Origin of the sequence: Clostridium neuense (genome assembly GCF_045310695.1) — a bacterium.
Classification (GTDB): Bacteria; Bacillota; Clostridia; order Clostridiales; family Clostridiaceae; genus Clostridium_S; species Clostridium_S neuense.
Genome location: NZ_JBJIAA010000010.1, coordinates 82,064 through 102,199, shown reverse-complemented (window position 1 = coordinate 102,199; position 20,136 = coordinate 82,064). Strand labels below are relative to the sequence as shown.

General features: G+C 33.1%; 16 protein-coding genes. All 16 read right to left on the bottom strand.

Going from position 1 to position 20,136, the window contains the following annotated elements; genetic code table 11:
• Window positions 1-144: 144 nt before the first annotated feature.
• Entirely contained in the window at window positions 145-951 is an 807-nt protein-coding gene (locus tag ACJDT4_RS13100) for an ABC transporter ATP-binding protein (RefSeq protein WP_406788024.1), read from the bottom strand.
• Window positions 944-1,951, bottom strand: coding sequence for an ABC transporter ATP-binding protein (locus ACJDT4_RS13095; protein WP_406788023.1), 1,008 nt, complete (start codon window positions 1,949-1,951; stop codon window positions 944-946). The genes ACJDT4_RS13100 and ACJDT4_RS13095 overlap by 8 nt, the downstream gene beginning before the upstream one ends.
• 10 nt (window positions 1,952-1,961) lie before the next feature.
• On the bottom strand, window positions 1,962-3,191 hold the full coding sequence (locus ACJDT4_RS13090) for an ABC transporter permease (RefSeq protein WP_406788022.1): 1,230 nt from the start codon (window positions 3,189-3,191) through the stop codon (window positions 1,962-1,964).
• 44 nt (window positions 3,192-3,235) lie between these two features.
• Complete coding sequence (locus ACJDT4_RS13085; RefSeq protein ID WP_406788021.1) at window positions 3,236-4,240, bottom strand: ABC transporter permease; 1,005 nt, start codon at window positions 4,238-4,240, stop codon at window positions 3,236-3,238.
• A gap of 82 nt (window positions 4,241-4,322) precedes the next feature.
• Window positions 4,323-6,173 carry an ABC transporter substrate-binding protein gene (locus ACJDT4_RS13080; RefSeq protein WP_406788020.1) on the bottom strand — a complete coding sequence of 617 codons (1,851 nt, stop codon included), beginning with the start codon at window positions 6,171-6,173 and terminating at the stop codon, window positions 4,323-4,325.
• An 87-nt stretch (window positions 6,174-6,260) separates the two neighbouring features.
• Complete coding sequence (locus tag ACJDT4_RS13075; RefSeq protein WP_406788019.1) at window positions 6,261-7,334, bottom strand: SGNH/GDSL hydrolase family protein; 1,074 nt, start codon at window positions 7,332-7,334, stop codon at window positions 6,261-6,263.
• A 14-nt stretch (window positions 7,335-7,348) separates the two neighbouring features.
• A complete protein-coding gene (locus ACJDT4_RS13070; RefSeq protein WP_406788018.1) occupies window positions 7,349-9,826 on the bottom strand; it encodes a beta-mannosidase in 2,478 nt (825 codons plus the stop codon).
• 234 nt (window positions 9,827-10,060) lie between these two features.
• A complete protein-coding gene (locus ACJDT4_RS13065) occupies window positions 10,061-10,516 on the bottom strand; it encodes a DUF441 domain-containing protein (RefSeq protein WP_406788017.1) in 456 nt (151 codons plus the stop codon).
• 102 nt (window positions 10,517-10,618) lie between these two features.
• A complete protein-coding gene (locus ACJDT4_RS13060; RefSeq protein WP_406788016.1) occupies window positions 10,619-11,521 on the bottom strand; it encodes a polysaccharide deacetylase family protein in 903 nt (300 codons plus the stop codon).
• A gap of 201 nt (window positions 11,522-11,722) precedes the next feature.
• Entirely contained in the window at window positions 11,723-12,211 is a 489-nt protein-coding gene (gene msrA, locus ACJDT4_RS13055; RefSeq protein ID WP_406788015.1) for a peptide-methionine (S)-S-oxide reductase MsrA, read from the bottom strand.
• Window positions 12,212-12,432: 221 nt separating this feature from the next.
• Window positions 12,433-13,593: a lactaldehyde reductase gene (fucO, locus tag ACJDT4_RS13050; protein WP_406788014.1), complete on the bottom strand. Its 1,161-nt coding sequence runs from the start codon at window positions 13,591-13,593 to the stop codon at window positions 12,433-12,435.
• A 14-nt stretch (window positions 13,594-13,607) separates the two neighbouring features.
• Window positions 13,608-14,432, bottom strand: a complete 825-nt coding sequence (gene rhaD / locus ACJDT4_RS13045) for a rhamnulose-1-phosphate aldolase (RefSeq protein WP_406788013.1) — start codon at window positions 14,430-14,432, stop codon at window positions 13,608-13,610.
• A 9-nt stretch (window positions 14,433-14,441) separates the two neighbouring features.
• Window positions 14,442-15,698 (bottom strand): L-rhamnose isomerase, encoded by a 1,257-nt coding sequence (gene rhaA, locus ACJDT4_RS13040; protein ID WP_406788012.1) that lies wholly within the window; start codon window positions 15,696-15,698, stop codon window positions 14,442-14,444.
• Window positions 15,699-15,710: 12 nt separating this feature from the next.
• The gene (gene rhaB, locus ACJDT4_RS13035) at window positions 15,711-17,117 is read right to left on the bottom strand and encodes a rhamnulokinase (RefSeq protein WP_406788011.1); all 1,407 of its coding nucleotides are present in this window, start codon (window positions 17,115-17,117) and stop codon (window positions 15,711-15,713) included.
• Window positions 17,118-17,622: 505 nt separating this feature from the next.
• On the bottom strand, window positions 17,623-19,035 hold the full coding sequence (locus ACJDT4_RS13030; protein WP_406788010.1) for a glycoside hydrolase family 1 protein: 1,413 nt from the start codon (window positions 19,033-19,035) through the stop codon (window positions 17,623-17,625).
• Between the two features lie 129 nt (window positions 19,036-19,164).
• Window positions 19,165-20,118 carry an AraC family transcriptional regulator gene (locus ACJDT4_RS13025; protein ID WP_406788009.1) on the bottom strand — a complete coding sequence of 318 codons (954 nt, stop codon included), beginning with the start codon at window positions 20,116-20,118 and terminating at the stop codon, window positions 19,165-19,167.
• Window positions 20,119-20,136 lie beyond the last annotated feature (18 nt).

The following is a 20,136-nucleotide window of genomic DNA, read 5'->3' as shown; positions in this document are numbered from 1 at the left end:
AAAAAATTCCTCCGTACCTACGGAATTTTAGGCGTAAATCTTTGTATTCAATTAAATTGTATTGTCTAACCATATTTATAATGCATTTTCTGTGGAGAATCAGAGAAAATTTTTCATTAATTTGGGTCAGACAAAATAGCATAATTAAAATTCCCACTTCTTCGAAATCCTAGGCACATCACTTAAGAGTCTTTTTGTGTAGGCCTCTTTAGGATGTAATATAACTTCATCGGTGGCACCATGTTCTACAAATTTTCCATGTTCCATTATATACACAACATCAGATATATAATATGCAAGCCCAATATCATGGGTAATAAATATAATTGTCATATTATTTTCGTTACGCAATTTTAATAACATATCAAGTATAGTTGCTCTTGAACAGGCATCTACCATAGAGGTTGGTTCATCTGCAATTAAGATTTGTGGTTTTAAAAGAAAAACCCTAGCAATCATAAGTCTCTGCATTTGTCCACCTGATAATTCAAATGGATACTTATTCGTAAGCTCTTCAAACTTTAAATTCACAAAGCTACATGCTTCTGTCATAAGTTCATTCTTTTCTTCCTTTGAAAGATGCTTTTTTCCTCTCATGTTTATACAATCTAAAAGTACAGAATCAATCTTATAAAATATATTATAAGATGCAAATGGATCTTGAAATACAGCTTGTATGCCTTTCCAGTATTCCCTCCTTTTTTTACTTGATGATATATCTCTTAGCTTTCCATCAAAATAAATTTCTCCTTCTGTCACACTAGATAGTCCTAATAGCATTTTAGATAATGTAGTTTTGCCGCTTCCACTTTCCCCTACAATAGATATAACTTCACCTTTATGAAATTCAAAATCCACATGATCTACAGCCACAGTTTTAGTTTTATTATTTCCAAATACTTTAACAAGCTTTTTTCCACTTAAACAAGGAAGTGCTTTCTCATCACTCATTTGCGTAGACCTCCTTAAGCTTATCTAATGAATATATGCAACGATACATTCTTCCATTACCGAATTCTTTTTCAGGAATATTATAAAATCCGCACTCTGGCTTTGCATATTTACATCGTTCTCTAAATCTACAGCCTTGTGGTGGATTCTTTAAGTTTGGAGGAGTACCCGAGATAACTGTTAATTTGTTATTTTTAGTCCCTGCTTCTGGAACAATAATTGAACCCATAAGACCTCTGGAATATGGATGCATAGAGTCAAATATCATCTCTTTAGCATTCCCCTTTTCTACAATCTGACCTGCATACATAACCATAATATCATCAGTTACATTATATAGAAGAGGAAGTTCATGTGTAATAAAAATCATAGATTTTATAAGACCTTCTTCCATGAGGTTTCTTAACATCTTAATAACTACTTTTTGCGAAGTAACATCTAAGGCTGATGATGGTTCATCTGCAATAAGTACTTTAGGCGAAAGTATTGTTGAAATTGCAATAACAGTACGCTGCTTCATTCCTCCTGATAATTCCACTGCATGTTTTTCAAGCACACTCGCCGGTAAACCCAAAAACTCGAATCTCTCCCTAGCAAGCTCATATACATCTTGTTTAGGTTTTTTAGGATCATGAGCATGAACAACATCCTGAATTAATTCTATTATCTTTTGAGTTGGATTTAGTGCATTCATAGCTGCCTGCGGAATATATGCAATTTCATTTCCTAAAATCTGCTTTCGTACGTCATCTGGCTTCATATTTGATATGTTTCTTCCATCTACAATAATGTCACCGCTTATATAATGAAGTGGTGAAAAATAATATCCCATTAAACTGAGCGCTAATGTTGATTTACCGCATCCAGATTCACCTGCTATACCTAAAGATTTTCCTTCCTCTATCTTTAAAGAAACATCATTAACTGCAAAAACATCTTCTTTTTGCCTGGTTATATATTTTGTATTTAATTTATTTACTTCTAACATTATTTTTCCCATAGCCTTCTCCTTACTCCCTTAATTGTGGGTTAAATACTTGATCAAGCCCTGTATTCATTAAATTAAGAGAAAACGATATCAGGGTAATTGTTAAAATAACTGGTATAAATGCCCACCATGCTCCAGTAATAATTGCTTTATATGCCATAGCCCAATTCATCATAAGCCCTAAGGTTGAAACTTTAGTTGTAGCAGGTCCAAGCCCCAACATAGAAAGCTGTGCCTCTGAAAGAATTCCGGAAGATATTTGAAGTATCAATGCCATAACAACATATGAAGCTACATATGGAAGTATATCTGTAAAAATAATTCTTACAAGTCCATGACCCGACAGCTTTGATAAATTAACATGATCACGATTTCTTAAAGAAATGACTTGTGAGCGAACAGATCTTGTTGTCCATGGCCAGGAGGTTATGCCTATAATCAATGCTGTTAACATGACTCCCCTTGCATTTTGCCCAACACTAAAGGATATCAAGACTAACAAAATGAAAGATGGCACCACTGTAAATATATTTGTAATAAACATAACGAAGTCATCTAAAGTTCCTCCTACGTATCCAGCTAGTAAGCCTAATATTAATCCAATAAGTGTAGCTATAACACCTGAAACCAGACCAATCTTTAGAGATACACCTGCAGCTGATACAAGCTCTGTTAGCACATCCCGTCCAAAATTATCAGTTCCCAAAATAAATGTCTTTTGATTTGAAATACTTTTAACATTTGCAAAGGCTTGAGGATCTATTTTCGTCTTTTCCTTACCATCTTTATCAGTTACATAAACATCTTTATTATTAGCTAACTTAGCTATTTTACTGTTAAGCCTCATATATTGTTGTTTTTCAGCTGCAAGTAGACCTTCTTGATCGGCATCAGGATTATAATTTTTATTCCACAAACTTACAAGCTGTGCAGTATTTTTTATATTAATTTCGGATTTTTTTACATTACCGTATTTAGTGAGCCAATCAGCCATACTATTTTTCTCTTGATCAGTTAGGGCTCTTAACTCCCCAGAAACCACGTTCATCTTTAAGGTATATGGGTCTGTTTCTACTACATCTTTTACAGATACATATGTTCCTGGTTTATAAAACAATCCTCCTACCATGTTCAAAGGATCTTCTCTTACTAATAATGGATAGAATATAATCATAAGCAGCATTACCACAAAAATTATAAACCCTATAACAAATCTTGTAGAGTGGAATACTTGCCTTACAATGTTTTTCATAATATCACTCCTTTTCGCATAATTCCATTGCGTGTGCATATTGACTATTCCTGTTGTGCTGCCTTAACCCTTGGATCAATAAGGCCATAGACTATTTCTACAAGGAAGTTTGCAATAAGTACCATTATCGTAATAATCAATGTACATCCCGAAATAAGTGGATAATCTCTTCCAGTTATCGCCGTTAATAAGGTAGTACCAAGACCTGGATAACTAAATATCATTTCAGCCACTAGTGCACCACCAACCATAGTTCCTAAGGATAATGCAAGTCCTGTAATTTGAGGAAGCATTGCATTTCTAAAAACATATCGTACAATTTTTCTATCCTTTATGCCAAGAAAACGGCTGTATTTAACATAGTCTGCATTGAGTTCATAAATTGACATTGAACGCATTCCAATAGCCTGCCCTCCAATAGTAATAAGTACAATTGACCAAAATGGAAGCTGGTAATGATAAATAACCGAGCCAATAAAATGTAGACTCATGTTAGGATTCAGATCATAGCCATATCCTAATGAGGTTGGAAATAGCTTAAACTGTACTCCAAGGAAAAATTGCAATAAAATGGCCATTCCAAAGGCTGGCATATTGCTTAAAAACAAAAAAGCTGGAAGTACTGCTTTATCCCAAGCTCCTTTTATATATGCTGCTATAGCACCTAAAATATTACCTAAAAGCCATCCAACTATAATTGCCGGCAACTGCAAGCATATTGTCCACCATACTGATTTGGATAATATATCGAGTACAGTTCTAGGATAATAAACAAAGGATACTCCTAGATTGCCCTTAAATAAATTTGCTACAAAGTGAAAAAACTGTACATATAGCGGTTTATTTATTCCAAAAGTTCTCACATAATCTTCATAAACTTTTTGTATTGCTGTCTGATCTGTCATACCTTTTGCTGCTCTTGATGCAATAGCTGATACTGGATCTCCTGGCATCAAACGCGGCAAAATAAAATTTAAAATTACTGCAATAACAAGTGTTACTAGTGCCCACATTGTTTTATTAAAATAATACTTCTTATAACCCTTCAAACATATCATCTCCCTCTGTTTACTATGGATAGACGACAGAGAATGTTGATATTACCAATTTCAATGTCGTCTATACTATTTTTTATTTTCCTTTTACTAATTTAATTGTGTATAATCCAGCAATGCCATAGCCATCGGTTAAATCATATGGAGGTATTTCAATACCCTTGAATTTAGAACCCTTTTGTGGGTAATTTGTCCATACGCTCTCATTAACTGTATAGAATAATTCTGGTCTATACATTAATGCAAAAGATGGTACATCTGTTAAGTAAATTTTAGATAACTCTGTATAATATGCTTTAAGTTTTGCTTGGTCTGTTTCGTGAGGAATTAAAGCTAAAAGTTCATCAACTCTCTTATTAGCATATCCTCCAAAATTTCCTATTGATTCATTTTTCATTGAATTATATGAACTTGATAGAATATTGTAGCAACGTGTCCATGGATTAGAAATACCTGCTCCTGTTGGGCTTTGCATGAGTATATCAAAATTCTTACTTGCTATATCATTATAGAAGGTATTAGCATCTGGGAAATACGTCTGAATATCTATACCAATCTTCTTTCCAGCTGCTGCTACAATTTCAAGAGAAGCATTCCAATCAGACCATCCTTGAGGACATTCAGCTTTAAATGAAAGTTTCTTTCCTTTATATTCACGGAATCCATCACCATCTGTATCTTTTATACCTGCTGCATCTAAAAGCTTCTTAGCACCCTCAACATCATTTCCGTCCCATTGCACATCTTTTAGTTGACTTTGATCTACCAAACCCTGCTCTGTAGATGTTGGATTCATTAAGCTTCTAGGTACATCTTTAAAGGAAGGTGAATATCCGCACATAGCTGTTTTTATAATTTGATCATAATCAACAGCCATAGCAATTGCCTTACGAACTGCCACCTGATCAAGTCCTGGTCTATTTACGTTAAACCAAGCGCTTGGCATTGTAGCTGCTAAATAATATGGAGCCTCTGGCAAATAAGTTGATACTTTTCCACCCTGCATCATATTTTGTACATTACTTATAAAGTTCTGAGAAACATCAACTTCGCCATTCTTAAAGGCTGTATCACTAGCGGCATTATCTTTGAATATATTGTGAGCTATATATTTAGGAACTGGAAGTTTACCCCACATTGACGCTGCTTTTCCCCAATAATTGTCGTCTCTCTTTAAAACAATTTTTTGATCATTTGCTATATAAGGTTTATATGGTCCTGATGCAACTAAATCCTCCATCTTATCTGTTTTCATTTTAGCAGCATCATTATTATTTCTTGCTTCTACTTTCTTAACATATGCTTTCTGCATTACAAACTGTTTTGGAAGGTATTCCATAACCTTTAATGGATTTGCTGCTTGACCTGAACTATTCAATTTTGCTGTGAATAAAACTGTTGAAGGATCCACTGCTTTCACGCTTTGTATATATGTGGAATAATCTGAACCAGCTGAACTCTGATATTTAACATTTGTATCAAAGGTATAAACCACATCGTCTGCAGTCACCTTTGTTCCATCGCTCCACTTTGCATCGCTGTTAAGCTTAACAGTAAGTTCAGTTCTGTTAGCATTCCAAACTGGATCTCCAGATGCCAACAATGGATACATTTTACCATCAAGCATGTTATACATATAAAGTGTTTCATATACTAGTGTTCTAGATGAATCCTTTTGACTCTGACCAAGTGCATTGTTTGAATTGCTTGACAAAGGATTCCAATCATTAATAGCACCCCACTGTTGACCATTAAAATATAGTGTTTCATTTCTAGGTGTTGAGTTTTTATCGTTAGCTGCCGTCTTACTTGACTTTCCCTGATTACTAGTTGTTTTATTATTACTACTACTACAACCAGAAAACAATGCTGCTGTCATTATTGTCGCTGTTACAAGTGCAAAAACTTTTCTTACATGCCTATTCATTTAAAATCCCCCTTCATGATATTTGTTTTTTATAACAAAAATATATATCTATATATTTGTTAACGTTTTCAAATGCATTATAAGACTTCATTTTTCCCAAATTTCAGCTCCAAGCCCTTTTAGAAATAAGCTAAGTTCCAATGACATTTCTTCAGCACACCATTTACTATTGTGAAAATCTCCACCAAATCCATTACAAGAATAAAGAAAGTGAACAATCTTTTTATCATTTATCTCCTCACACACTAAGCCTATAGCACGATCCCATGAAGAATCATGCTTTATGATGGTTGTAGTAAGTACTATAAAAGCATTTTTGTATCTCCTACGTATATTTAAAACAAACTCTTTATAATGATTTCTCCAATTTATAGATTTATAACTATCTAAATCCTCTTTCATATAATTTTCAGGTATAGAATCATTTTGTCCAATATCAATTACCACTACTTGAGGTATATATCTATTAAAATCCCAATTAACAATTTCACCAGTATTAAAATCAAAGTGAAGTTTATCATAAATGCTTTCCATTCCAATACTTTGAGGTGCATTAAAATAACCTGTATTATCAAGAAGAGCTATACCTTCTTGTGCTATTATGTTAACTTCAGCTTTCAAATTTCTAGCAGTCATCATGGCATAAGAATTCCACGCATTTGAATATTTATAAGAATTGCTTAAGTCTACTGCATTGGTGCAATGTATATCCTCAAGTGATTTTCCACAAGCCGCAGACTCTCCATAAAACTCCATACATTTTCTATACTTTTTTCTAGGCATACTTATTTTACTTTCCGTATCTACGATAAATCCATAAAAGGTGAATTCACATCTAGCATCCTGTCTTTTAAAAAATACTATTTCATGCTGCTTATCACTATTTAAGTTTTCCGCAAGGGTTATTTTCTGCACCTCTTTATTGCTTGGAAGAATTACTTTTTCCTCTACTCCATCTAAGACATATCCTATATAAGTGCTATAATTGCTCTGCCTATTTTTTACTAATGCTTTAAGTTTAGAACCTTTAAATATCATTGTTACTGAGCTAGCAGGAAATATAAATATTGGTGCTAACGGATCAGTGAAATCAATTCTACCGCTATAGCTAAGTTCTCTAGCATTAGCCTTAACAATTTTGGGGCTCTCTTTTAAAAGCATTTTACTGCACCTTCTTATCTTATATCATAAACGCTTCTAAGCTTTATACCTTCTGGTTTGCCACTGAGTATCCTAATTCTTCTTTCTTCATTGGCATTCATATCAAAGTAATTGTCTTCAAGAAGCATATCATCATCTTCATTCATTACCTCTACACTTTTTGCATAGTTTTTAGCAGAAATTACTATTTCATTTTTAATGATTTTATAATCTAATTTTGGATCAATAAACTTAAAGTGCTTAGGTGCACAAAATATAACAGTTCCAGATGATATTATTTCACCATTCTTTAGCATTTCATAGCTTACATAATCCTCATAAAGAGATGCTTCCTTAAGCATTACGGTTTCTAGCCATTTGCTTGACAATTTCTGTACCTCAACCTCATAAGCTTTCTCTTTCTTGATCTCTGATTTATTATTGCGAAGTGCCCATCTTACATTAACCTTTTCATTATTTAAAGTTTCATTTGCTACACACAGCTTAATAGATTTTACTAATTCATAAGGCTCAGCATTTACATTTGGGTCTTGAGTTAGTACCCCCTCTTCCTGGCATGACAACATGAGAGGTGCAAAAAATCTCTTAGCATAATAATGCACGGCCTTCCACCTTTGGCAGTAATCTATGGACGACCAAGATGCAACTGGCCAGCAATCATTTAGCTGCCAATAAATAGTTCCCATGCAGCGTCCTCTATTTCTTCTGAAATGTTCTACTCCATACCTTATGGCTTCTGCTTGCAGTAGTTGTGAGGCATAAAGTAATTTATCAAAATCATTAGGATATAAATACGTAGCACCCATATAGGACATTATCTTACTATTAGCACCTTTATTTCTCTGGTGTTTTTCCATGACATATGAAAATATATTTCTATCTTCTGGCTTAGTAAAAGTCTCTACAGTCTTTAATCTAGGAAAAGACTGAAAGCCAAATTCAGAAAGATACCTGAAATAAAATTTTCTATATTCGGTAAACGGCTTACCTCCATGCCATACATCCCAATAGTGTGCATCTCCTCTATTTTCATCATTTGGATTATCAAACCCTCCACCTGAAGACGGACTTGCAGGCCAATAAAAAGTATTAGGGTCATTTTCTTTTACTAACTTAGGAATAATGTATTCATATAATTTTATATAATCACTCTTAAGTTTTGATGTAATTTCAAACCCTCCATATGCTGCAAACATTTCTATTTCATTATTTCCGCACCATAGTGCAAGGGCAGGATGACTTCTTATTCTTCTAATATTATCTATTAATTCTTTTTTTATATTTTCTTCAAATTCTTCTGTTAAATCATAGCTTGTGCAGGCAAACATAAAATCCTGCCATACCATAAGACCTAATTCATCACAGGCATCCCAAAATGCATCATATGGATAATGACCTCCACCCCATACGCGTATCATATTAAAGTGAGCGGCTTTGCACTGTTTTAAAAGATTATAGGTTCTTTCCGGTGTCACTCTACTTAATATATTATCTTCTGGTATATAATCAGCACCCATGGCAAATATTTTTACATTATTTACTTCATGAACAAAGCTTTCTCCATATTCATCTTTTTCAATAATAGTCTTTATAGTTCGAAGTCCAATTCGCTTTTCAAACACGTCTAATCCCTGTAAATTTTCCTTAAGTACTACCTTTATGTCATACAACGGCTGTTCTCCATATCCATTAGGCCACCAAAGTTTTGGATCATTAATAGTTATTCTTGCAGGAGAATTTTTATAAGTTTTCTTTTTTCCATTAGGACTTGTCACAATAACCTCATATGATAATCCACTTACATCATCCTCATTATCCTCACCATTAAATTTTATATCTCGTTTACTAAAGGTCTTTTTAATATATACATCAAAATTAAGAGTTACTTCTTCTGCTTTATGTTCTTGGCTTATATATACGCTGCTTATTCTCGCCTTGTCTATTCCTAAAAGTAAAACCTTCCTCCAAATCCCCATATCCGGAAGCCTCGGGCCCCAATCCCATCCAAACATACAATGAGCCTTTCTAAGCTGCTGAAAACCTTTCATGGCATCTTCTGATCCACCTATATGCTTATTTTTATCAGCTTCCCTAATAAATTTTGTTGGAGAATGAAAGTTTATTTTTAACTCGTTCCCTTTCTCTTTAAGATATTTTTTAACTTCAAACTCAAATGTTCTATGCATATTATTAACAAATGCAATATGATAACTATTTAAATAAATGTCTGCAAGCGTATCTAATCCATCGAAATGAAGCATAATTTCTTCACACTCTAACATATGCTTTGATACATCAAAACTTTTTATATATTCATAATCCTCATCCATTAGTTTTAATGCCTTGAGTTCATTGTCACGATAATATGGATCTTCCATCTTATGATTTTTTAAAAGATCGTTATAAACCGAACCAGGTACATAAGCATTCATGTATTCCTTACTACTCATGGTCCTCATTTTCCAATTATCATTTAACTTTTTTATAAGCATAAAATTTACTCCTTTTATCACTTAATATAATTTATATGCGGAGTAAACCTTTACTTAGAACTGGATATATTAAAATATTTTTATAAATAAACTGGAATTTAGTGAAGTGCATAAACATTCGCGCCAAAATTCTGTAGAAGCGAAATAACAATGCTGAAGAAACAAAAAGAAAGCCTAATAAATCTTAGATTTATTAGGCTTTCTTTAACGGGACGAAGCATTGTCCCTTCACATTTATTTGTGAACTATCTTTACAATCACCGCGAGCATTCCAGATGTAATCAAAGGTCCAACAGGTACTCCCTTAAGAAATGCTGCTGCAGCAACAGAGCCAATAATAAGTGCAGGCATAACATCACCGTTACCCTTTACCGTCAAATATTGAAGCCCAAGTCCACTTAAATAAGTAGTAAGAAATGAAAGAATAAGTGCTACTACACCAACCCATGATAACAAATTGCCACCAATGCTATTTAATGTTATTTGTCCATTTGCAATAGGAATAAGTATAGTTGCTATAAGTACTACAAGTGCCCAAAAAACACCTTTATCATTTAGCACTGGGAAAACATACTTATCAAGGTTAAGTAATTTTAACACTAAAAGAATTGCCACACCAACAGCTACTGAATTTGCTTTTCCTAGTATTGATATGGCAAGAATTATTACAAGTATTAAATTAGCTTCCAACTAAATCATTTCCACAACAAGCTTTCACCATAATAATATTCAAAAATATAAATACTATTCCTTTTAAATTTATTTAACATGCTAAAATAAAATTGCCTTGTCTTATTTCAACGTGCCAAATTCATATCCTTGAGCTTTTAAATACTGTATTATATTAGGAAGTGCTTTTGCTGTCTCTTCTTTGCCATAAGTATCATGCATGAGAATTATTGCTTTTTCATGATTACCAACTTCATTCTTAACATGATTAAATAACTCCCCAGAATATTCCTTTCTTCCTTCCGCATCATGATCATATGCATTCCAATCTACACTCACTAGATTTCTCTGTCTAAATACACTATCAAGTTGAGGTAAATTAGGATCCTTATAATATACTCTAGACATATGACCCCCAGGCATTCTTACAATTCTAGTAAAAAAGGTTGGTCCTAAAATATTTTTTATTATGCTTTGAGTTCTATCAACTTCATTCATAAAAGCATCAACATCAACAACATTTCTACCATTGTAACGATATAACTTTTTCATGTCATGACTATATGTGTGATCTCCAATAGCATTTCCTTCATTATAAGCTCTACGAACTAAATCAGCTGCTTTGCTGCTCCCCTCTATTGCATGTCCCACTAAAAAGAAAGTGGCATGTACCCCATTTGCTTTTAATATATCTAATATTTTAGGTGTTACAGTCGTAGAAGGACCATCATCGAATGTCAAATAAACAGTTTTCTTGCCGTCTTCCTTGAGCGCATCTTCAGCATTCGTTCCATCATTTGATATTTGATTTTTCAAAACCACAGTATTCTTTTTTACACTACTTGCCTTATGTTTTTTAGAGCTGCTTGCTACCTTATTGCCTAGATAAGAACTTGTCTTAATTTTTCTTTGTTGAAAAGAAACTTTTACAGTCATTACAAGTAAAATCACTAAAACAATCAAGCTCACACGCGTAAAAAATACTTTTCTTTTATTTAACCTTCTTTTTGCGACCACATTTTTCATATTATAATTACCCCTTATAAATTTATAATAACTATACTATAATATTACACCTAATTTGTCATAGTTTGTTATAGAAAAATAGCTTTTTTTATTACAAATCAGTTACATTACTACAAATTCGCCTAAGGGATTTGATTAAAATACAAACTATCCCATTTAATACAAAATTATCGAGATTTCTGTGGAGTTTTTATGAAATCCTTAATGTTTTTTTAACAATTCTTTTGGAATATGACAGTACCCATTAGGATTTTTTTCTAAATACTTTTGATGATATTCTTCTGCATTATAAAAATTCTTTAAAGGTAATATCTCAGTTACAATAGAATTTTCATACTTTTTCTGCTCTTCATCTTTAGATTTTAATATAACCTCTAAATCATTTTCATCTATATAATATATACCAGTACGATATTGGGTTCCTACATCATGACCCTGCCTATCCTTTATAGTTGGATCTACTACTTTCCAATATGCTTCTAAAAGCTTTTCAAGCTTAACTATATTTTCATCATACTCAATGTAACAAGCCTCAGCGTATCCAGTCGTATTTTCGCAAACCTTTTTGTAAGTTGGATTTTCTGTATTTCCATTTGCATACCCTACTTTTGTACCTATAACTCCATCAATTGTATTAAAATACGCCTCGACACCCCAAAAGCATCCTCCAGCAAATACTATTTTCTTCATTTTCATAGCACTCCTTTTAAACTTTATCTATATATTACTTTATATTTTAACACAACTTAACGACAAAAATACCTAAAAAATCTTGTATTCTTTATTTAATTATCCATATTATCCCGGATACAACTTTATAGAAAAACATGCAACAAAATGCGAAGTAACAATGCTTCATCACGTTAAAAAAGCATTGTTACTTCGCTCCCACGGTAGTGCTTAGCACTTTTTTATTTAAATGCCTTTTTGTATATTGCAAAAATTTCTTCTACAGAAGTATCTCTTGGATTTCCTGGAGTACATACATCGTTAAATGCAATTTTAGAAAGTTTTTCCAAGTCTCCTTCTTTTGCTCCTATTTCAGAAAGCTTTTGAGGAATTCCTATTTTCTTAGATAAAGCTACTACTGCATCAACCGCTGCTTTTCTGAATTCATCAGTGCTCATGCTGTCAACATTCTCTACACCCATTTGACGAGCCACTTCTCTATATTTTTCTCCTGTTGCTGGAGCATTATATTCCATTACATAAGGAAGTAACAATGCATTAGCTACCCCATGTGGAGTATCATATACAGCACCTAATGAATGAGCCATTGAGTGAACTATTCCAAGGCCAACATTTGAGAAACCCATTCCAGCCATATACTCAGCTACACCCATGTTTTCTCTTGCTTTCATATTAGTAGGTTCGAATACTGCTTTTTCTAAATTCTTTGCAATAAGCTCTATTGCCTTTAATTCAAAAGTATCTGTAAGTACCCATGCGCCTTTTGTTATATATCCTTCTATTGCATGAGTTAATGCATCCATACCTGTTGCAGCCGTAAGTCCCTTTGGCATAGAAGCCATCATTTCAGGATCTATTATTGCAAGTACTGGAATATCTTTAGGATCAACACATACCATTTTCTTTATAGCCTTTTCATCTGTTATTACATAGTTTATTGTAACCTCTGCTGCTGTTCCTGCTGTTGTTGGAACTGCTATTATTGGCACAGATTTATTTTTAGTTGCAGCTACTCCTTCAAGCGATACAACATCTGAAAATTCAGGATTGTTTGTTATTATACCTATGCCTTTTGCAGTGTCCATCGAAGAACCTCCGCCGATAGCTAAAAGAAAATCTGCTCCTGAAGCTGCATAAGCTTTAACTCCTGTCAAAACATTTTCTGTTGTAGGATTTGGTTTTACATTATCGTAGATTTCATATGGTATTCCTGTATCCTCTAATATTTTTGTTACCTTCTGAGCAACATTAAATTTAATTAAGTCTTTATCTGTAACTACAAATGCTTTTTTAAATTGTCTGTTTTTAACTTCATCTGGAATAACACTAATAGCTCCTTTTCCAAAATATGAAGTTTCATTAAGTACTATACGGTTTATCATTTACAACACCCTCCCTACTTTTCATATAAAAATTCTTCTGGCAAAGTAACTTTGAAATCTTTAGCAAGCTGTCTAAAATCACTAGCTGTTATTGTCTGTCTCTTTCCACCCATAGATAATACTTTTACTAAGATTTCAGCTGATTTTTCTGCTGTATCCATAAGCCCAAAGGCTAAATCTAAACTTTCACCACAAACAAAAGTTCCATGATGAGCCCAAATTACCACATCAAACTTCTTCATTAAATCACTTGTTGCTTTAGCTATTGCAGCTCCCCCTGGCACCATCCAAGGCACAACTCCAACTCCACTTGGGAATACAACTGGACACTCTGTAGCCATTTCCCACAATTCTCTTGTAAATACCTTGCTATCTAATGGCAAAACAAAAGTCAGTGCAATAAGATTTGTAGTATGTGAGTGAAGAATAACCCTGTTTTTTCCATTACTCACTTCTTTTTTAACCGAATGACTCATAAGATGTGATGGGAATTCACTTGTTGGTCTTGCACCATTTATAAGTCCCCAAACAATCTTGTAGTTTTCACCCTTTTCATCTATTTTAACTATACCAATGTTTGCTTCTGGATCTAGAATTACATTTCTTAAAAATTTGCCGCTCCCTGTAACTAAAAAATACTCGTTAGCAAGATTTGGAACAGATACTCCAATTGGGGTAAATTCTCCTGATTCATTAATTAAACCCTTTAACTCTTTTACCTCATCCTCAGCTATTCTATATGAGAAGTTTCCACCATTACGTTCGTGCCACCCCTTAAGCCATGCATCCTGAGTAATTCTAATATAATTTTTCACAAAACCTAATTCTTCAATCTTCATATTTAATACCTACTTTCTTTTTGATAATACTTCCTCTTCATATTTTTTTACTTCAGAGAGCCAGTCTTCTTTAACTGGTACATTGTTTATTGCACAGTAATAATTCCATACATCACCCATTGGATAGGTTTTGAATTCTTCCATTAATGCTAATCTTTCTGTGAAGTTTCCTTCATCCTGTAAATCTTTTAACTTTTCATTTGGCATTAACATAGCAAATAATAATGCTTTTATCATGTTTCTTGTACCTATAGTCCATGCTGCTATTCTGTTAATGCTTGCATCAAAGAAATCAAGTCCTATTATCACTCTGTCTATTGCATCATTTCTTACTATTTCCTTGGCAATTTCTTTAAGTTCATCATCAAAAACTATAACGTGGTCACTATCCCAGCGTACTGGTCTGCTAACATGAAGCGCAACCTTGTCAAAGAATAAAAGCATAGAAGCTAGTTTATCTGAAACCACTTCTGTTGGATGATAATGTCCTGTATCCATTAAAGGTAGCACTGCATTTTTAGCTGCAAAGTTTATATAAAATTCGCTTGACCCTACAGTATAAGCCTCTGCTCCTATTCCAAATACCTTTGATTCTACAGAATCTAAATTATATTTAGGATCTATTTTTTCCTTGTATATTTCTTCTAGTGCTTCTTTAAGCCTTTTCCTTGGTCCTAATCTATCACTTGGTATGTCTTTATAGCCATCTGGAATCCATAAATTTGTAAGACATGTCTGACCAAGTTCTCTTCCAAAATACTCACCTATTTTTCTTGAAGCTATGCAGTGTCTTATCCAAAAATCTCTAATTTCTTTATTTGGATGTGAAAGCGTTAAACCATCTGCTGCCTTTGGATGTGAGAATATTGTTGGATTAAAATCGAGTCCAAGTCCTCTTTTCTTTGCCCATTCTACCCAGTTTTTAAAATGTTCTGGTTTTAATTCATCTCTTTCAACAGCCTCTCCATTAGTTTCAGCATAGATAGCATGTAAATTCACCTTATGCTTTCCTGGAATCAAGCTAAGCGCTTTATCTAAATCTGATCTTAATTCTTCTGGAGTTCTTGCCTTTCCTGGATAGTTTCCTGTTGCTGCAATACCGCCTGAAAGTGCCTGCTTACTTGCCTCAAATCCTGTAACATCATCTCCCTGCCAGCAGTGCACAGATATTTTAACTTTTTTAAGTTCTTCTAGTACTTTATCTACATCTATTCCCCATTTTGCATATTCACTTTTAGCTGCTTCATATCTTTCTTTTAAATCCATAGTTGAAACCTCCTATTTATTTGGACTGAATTTTTTTATATTAAATGATTCTTTTATAACTTGTCTTGCTTCACTTAAATCTTTAAAAGTGCCCAAGCTTATGAGCTGAGCTGCAATATTTCCTATAGCTGTTGCCTCAGATGGACCTGCAAGTATTTCCTTTCCTGTTACCTTTGAAACTATCTCATTTAAAAGATCATTTTTGCAGCCACCACCAAAAATATTTATTCTCTTAAATTTCTTTTCAAATATTTCTTCTAATGAAGCCACCGCTTTTTTATAATAGTGTGCTAAACTGTTATATACACAAACTGCTATTTCGCCAGCTTCTTCAGGAACTTTTTGATTAGTTTCTCTGCAGTAGTCCTTAATTTCTTCTATCATGTTATCTGGTTTTAAAAATCTATCATCATCAACGTCAACAATAGATGAAAAATCCATATGCTGCCTTGCTAAATCAACTAATTCAGCAAAAGAATATTTGCTATTTAAATTTCTTCTGACTTCTTGAATTACCCAAAGCCCCATAATGTTCTTTAAAAATCTGTATCTATAATCTATTCCACCTTCATTAGTGAAGTTATAGTCCATTGCCTGTGGAACACATATTGGAAAACGATTTTCAACTCCTATTAAAGACCAGGTTCCAGAGCTTAAATAAATGCTGTCATTATCATTGCAAACTGATGCTATAAATGCTGAGCCTGTATCATGAGTTGCTGGAAGTATTACTTTCATATCAAATCCAAATTCCTCTACTAATTCTTTTCTTAATCCACCTATATTAGTCTTAGGCAACTTTATTTCTTGGAAAATGTCCTTATTTATACCGTATTCTTTTAGTATCTTTTCATCCCAAGTTCTATCAAAAGAATTAACTAATTGTGTAGTTGATGCATTTGTATACTCATTTACCTTCCTCCCTGTGAGTAAGAAATTTAAGTAATCCGGTATCATTAAAAAGGTTTTTGCCTTATCTAAAATTTCTTTATTTTTATTCTTTATTGCCAAAAGTTGATACAATGTATTAAACCTTTGGAACTGAATACCTGTATACAAATAAAGCATATCCTTAGGAATTTTTTTAAGGGCTTCTTCCATCATTCCTTCTGTTCTATCATCTCTGTATGCTACCGCATTGCCAAGCATCTCATCCTTATCGTCTAATAGAACAAAGTCTACTCCCCAGGTGTCAATTCCTATACTCGTTGGTATCTTTCCAATTTCCTTGCACCTTTTTATACCGCTTTTCACTTCATTAAATAGTCCTTTAATGTCCCAACAATACTCATCACCTATTTTATTTATGCTATTTTCAAATCTGTATATTTCCTCTATTTTCAGCTTTCCATTTTCCATATATCCAAGTATATGTCTTCCACTTGAAGCTCCTATATCAATGGCTAAATGGTATTTCATTATAATCTCACCTCTTTGTCTAATCGTTTACCAAAGATATACCAATTGATTTTAGTAGTTGAAATAGTATATCTAAAGATAAACCGTCTGAAACTTAAAATTTATTTGTACCGAAATGCCATCTTCTGGGCATTATGGTGCATAAATAGTTTGTAATTGAACTTGTTTCCCTAATATAACTAAATTATATTTCATGCTGCTGGCATTTTTAATATCTAAACAAATTAAATTTTTTATCCTTATTTGCAAAGCTTCATGCCTAAAATTCCGTAGGCACGGAGGAATTTTTTCCTTGTACCACCGTGAGAGCAAAATAACAATGCTGAAGGAGCGATTTAAAAAAATTCTAATAAATCTTAGCAAAAAAATCATAAAATGCTTAGATATTTCAATTGTCTGAGCATTCTCCCAGCGAGTTATTGAGATATCTTAGTATTTTATGATTTTTTTACTTTAGATTTATATAATTTTTTTAACGCGACGAAGCATTGTTATTTCGCACTTTTTATTTCAGCTTTTCTCCATTACTACTTATTACGTCTTTATACCAGTAAAAGCTTTTCTTTTTAATTCTTCTTAAATCCTTCAAATCAAACTCGTCACGGTTAACATATACAAAACCATAACGTTTCCTGCAGCCTTCATGTGTACTTACAAGATCAATTGCAGACCATGGGCAATATCCAAAAAGCTTTACGCCATCTGTAATTGCAAGTTTTGCCTGCTCTATATGCTTACGAAGAAAATCAATACGATAATCATCATTAATGACATCTCCTTCTTCAAGCTTATCGTACGCACCTAAGCCATTTTCTGTAACTATTAATGGTAAGTTATATCTTTCATTTATTTCACGAAGTGTATTTCTAAAACCTACAGGATCTATCTCCCATCCAAATTCAGTCTTTTCTAGATTATTATTTTGTGCTCCTTTAAATACTCCAGCCTCTGCAAAAGCTCGCTGCTGATCTGCCTTAGACTTATCATGTGAAGCATATTCATCATTGTCGGCAACCGTCATTGTTGAATAATAATTAAAGGCTATAAAATCAGGATTTGCACCCTTTAATATGTCCATATCTCCACCTTCAATTACTGGTGCACAATCTTTTCTCTCCATATAACTCCAAGCAACACTGTTATATCTTCCCAAAACCGCTGCATCTAAGTATAACCAGTTTCTTATTGACGAGAAGTTTGAAGCTGCAAGAACATCTTCTGGTTTTGAAGTTGCTGGATAAACAGAAGAAATATTAGGCGCTGGGCCTATCTTAGCTTTAGGACACATAGCATGACATAATTTCATTGCCTTTGCCTGTGCAAGAAGCATGTGGTGATTTTGCTGATATAGCTTCTTAGCGGGATTTTCTCCATCCTCACCTACTGTTCCAAGTACTGCTCCAAATAAAATCATCATATTCTGCTCATTAATTGTAAGCCAGTACTTAACCTTATCGCCAAAGTTTTCAAACAATACTTTAGAATAATTTTCGAAAGCATCTATAGTAGCTCTGTTTGACCAACCACCTTTTTTCTCAAGTGCATATGGCAAATCAAAATGATACATTGTAACAATTGGTTCTATATTATACGATAATAATTCATCTATTAAATTATTGTAGAATTCTATTCCCTTTGGATTAACCTCACCTGTTCCATTTGGCAAAATTCTTGTCCATGCTATAGAAAACCTAAACGCTTTAAATCCCATTTCTGCAAACAATTTAACATCTTCTTTGTAATGATGGTAAAAATCACTAGTAACTTTGAAGTCGGAAGTACCTTCCGGATGTTTTGATACATCTTGAACAGAAAGACCTTTTCCATCTTCGTCCCATGCTCCTTCTACTTGATATGCAGAAGTTGATGCTCCCCATAAAAAGTCTTTTGGAAAGCTTTTCAGCTTCTTATAATTCATTATTATCCCACCCCAATTTTGTATTATCTACATATTTAACTAAATTATATCATTTATGATTATTTGATGTAATATAATTTTAGCTTACAGGCATAAGATGAATGAATTTCGAGAAAAAAACAAATGATATTATTTATCATATTTTCTTGGTGTAACCCCGTATTTTTCTTCAAATATCTTATAAAAATACGTTGGATTTTCATAACCAACAAGCTCAATTATTTCCGTTATAGAATAGCTGCTCATTTTTAATAACACTGCAGCCTTACTGAGTCTTTTTTCCTGAAGTAGTTCCTTAAATGTCATTCCCGTATGCTTTTTTATTAATTTACTTAATTTATAGTTTGGCTGCTTTAATTTTTCAGAAAGTTCACCTAAAGTAGCCTTAGGATAACTTTCATCTATGTATTTAAAAATGCTTATTATTATCATCTTTTCATAATTATTTGTAGAATAAACTTCTATGTTCTCGGAATTTCTTGAAAGCTCAACAAGCAAAAGCCCAACCAAAAGCTTTATTGCCGCATCACTCATTATAGACGGTTCATATAATTCTGTAATTATTCTCTCAAGTAATCTTTGAATTTCCCTTTTCTCCAAAACCTTAAAATATAAGTATTCTCCTGACTCATAATCTTTGTATAGTGTGGTTATTAAAAACTTACTTATTACATTTTCATCATCTAAAAGCGTAAGTATATAGTCAAAAAATTCCGGCCTTATTATAAAATTTATTATTATATCATCTTTACCTGAAGCCTCTATCTCATGAGTAATATATTGATTTAAAAATATAATCTCACCTTTTTCAAGCTTTATTTTTCTTCCACCTATTATTTGCGTTAGAGTTCCCCTATATACATAGCTAACCTCAATATAATTATGATTGTGCTCTGGAAAATGAACAAATCTCGTATGCTTTCTAATATTAATTAATTGGCCTTTAGGTAAAAGCTTATTACTATCTATAATGAACTTTGCCTCATCCGTATACAAGCTCCTATTAACTTCTTGCTCCCCATTTAAAATCCTTATCTCTTCATCTGTTAATGCAGTTAATTTATCATATATCTCGGCTTTCACTCTACTCCCTCCCTTAAA

Excerpts from the sequence above, each read along its gene's own strand:
- ACJDT4_RS13100 (WP_406788024.1), bottom strand. The coding sequence starts at position 951 with ATGAGTGATGAGAAAGCACTTCCTTGTTTAAGTGGAAAAAAGCTTGTT.
- ACJDT4_RS13095 (WP_406788023.1), bottom strand. The coding sequence starts at position 1,951 with ATGGGAAAAATAATGTTAGAAGTAAATAAATTAAATACAAAATATATA.
- ACJDT4_RS13090 (WP_406788022.1), bottom strand. The coding sequence starts at position 3,191 with ATGAAAAACATTGTAAGGCAAGTATTCCACTCTACAAGATTTGTTATA.
- ACJDT4_RS13080 (WP_406788020.1), bottom strand. The coding sequence starts at position 6,173 with ATGAATAGGCATGTAAGAAAAGTTTTTGCACTTGTAACAGCGACAATA.
- ACJDT4_RS13075 (WP_406788019.1), bottom strand. The coding sequence starts at position 7,334 with ATGCTTTTAAAAGAGAGCCCCAAAATTGTTAAGGCTAATGCTAGAGAA.
- ACJDT4_RS13070 (WP_406788018.1), bottom strand. The coding sequence starts at position 9,826 with ATGCTTATAAAAAAGTTAAATGATAATTGGAAAATGAGGACCATGAGT.
- ACJDT4_RS13060 (WP_406788016.1), bottom strand. The coding sequence starts at position 11,521 with ATGAAAAATGTGGTCGCAAAAAGAAGGTTAAATAAAAGAAAAGTATTT.
- msrA (WP_406788015.1), bottom strand. The coding sequence starts at position 12,211 with ATGAAGAAAATAGTATTTGCTGGAGGATGCTTTTGGGGTGTCGAGGCG.
- fucO (WP_406788014.1), bottom strand. The coding sequence starts at position 13,593 with ATGATAAACCGTATAGTACTTAATGAAACTTCATATTTTGGAAAAGGA.
- rhaD (WP_406788013.1), bottom strand. The coding sequence starts at position 14,432 with ATGAAGATTGAAGAATTAGGTTTTGTGAAAAATTATATTAGAATTACT.
- rhaA (WP_406788012.1), bottom strand. The coding sequence starts at position 15,698 with ATGGATTTAAAAGAAAGATATGAAGCAGCTAAAAGTGAATATGCAAAA.
- rhaB (WP_406788011.1), bottom strand. The coding sequence starts at position 17,117 with ATGAAATACCATTTAGCCATTGATATAGGAGCTTCAAGTGGAAGACAT.
- ACJDT4_RS13030 (WP_406788010.1), bottom strand. The coding sequence starts at position 19,035 with ATGAATTATAAGAAGCTGAAAAGCTTTCCAAAAGACTTTTTATGGGGA.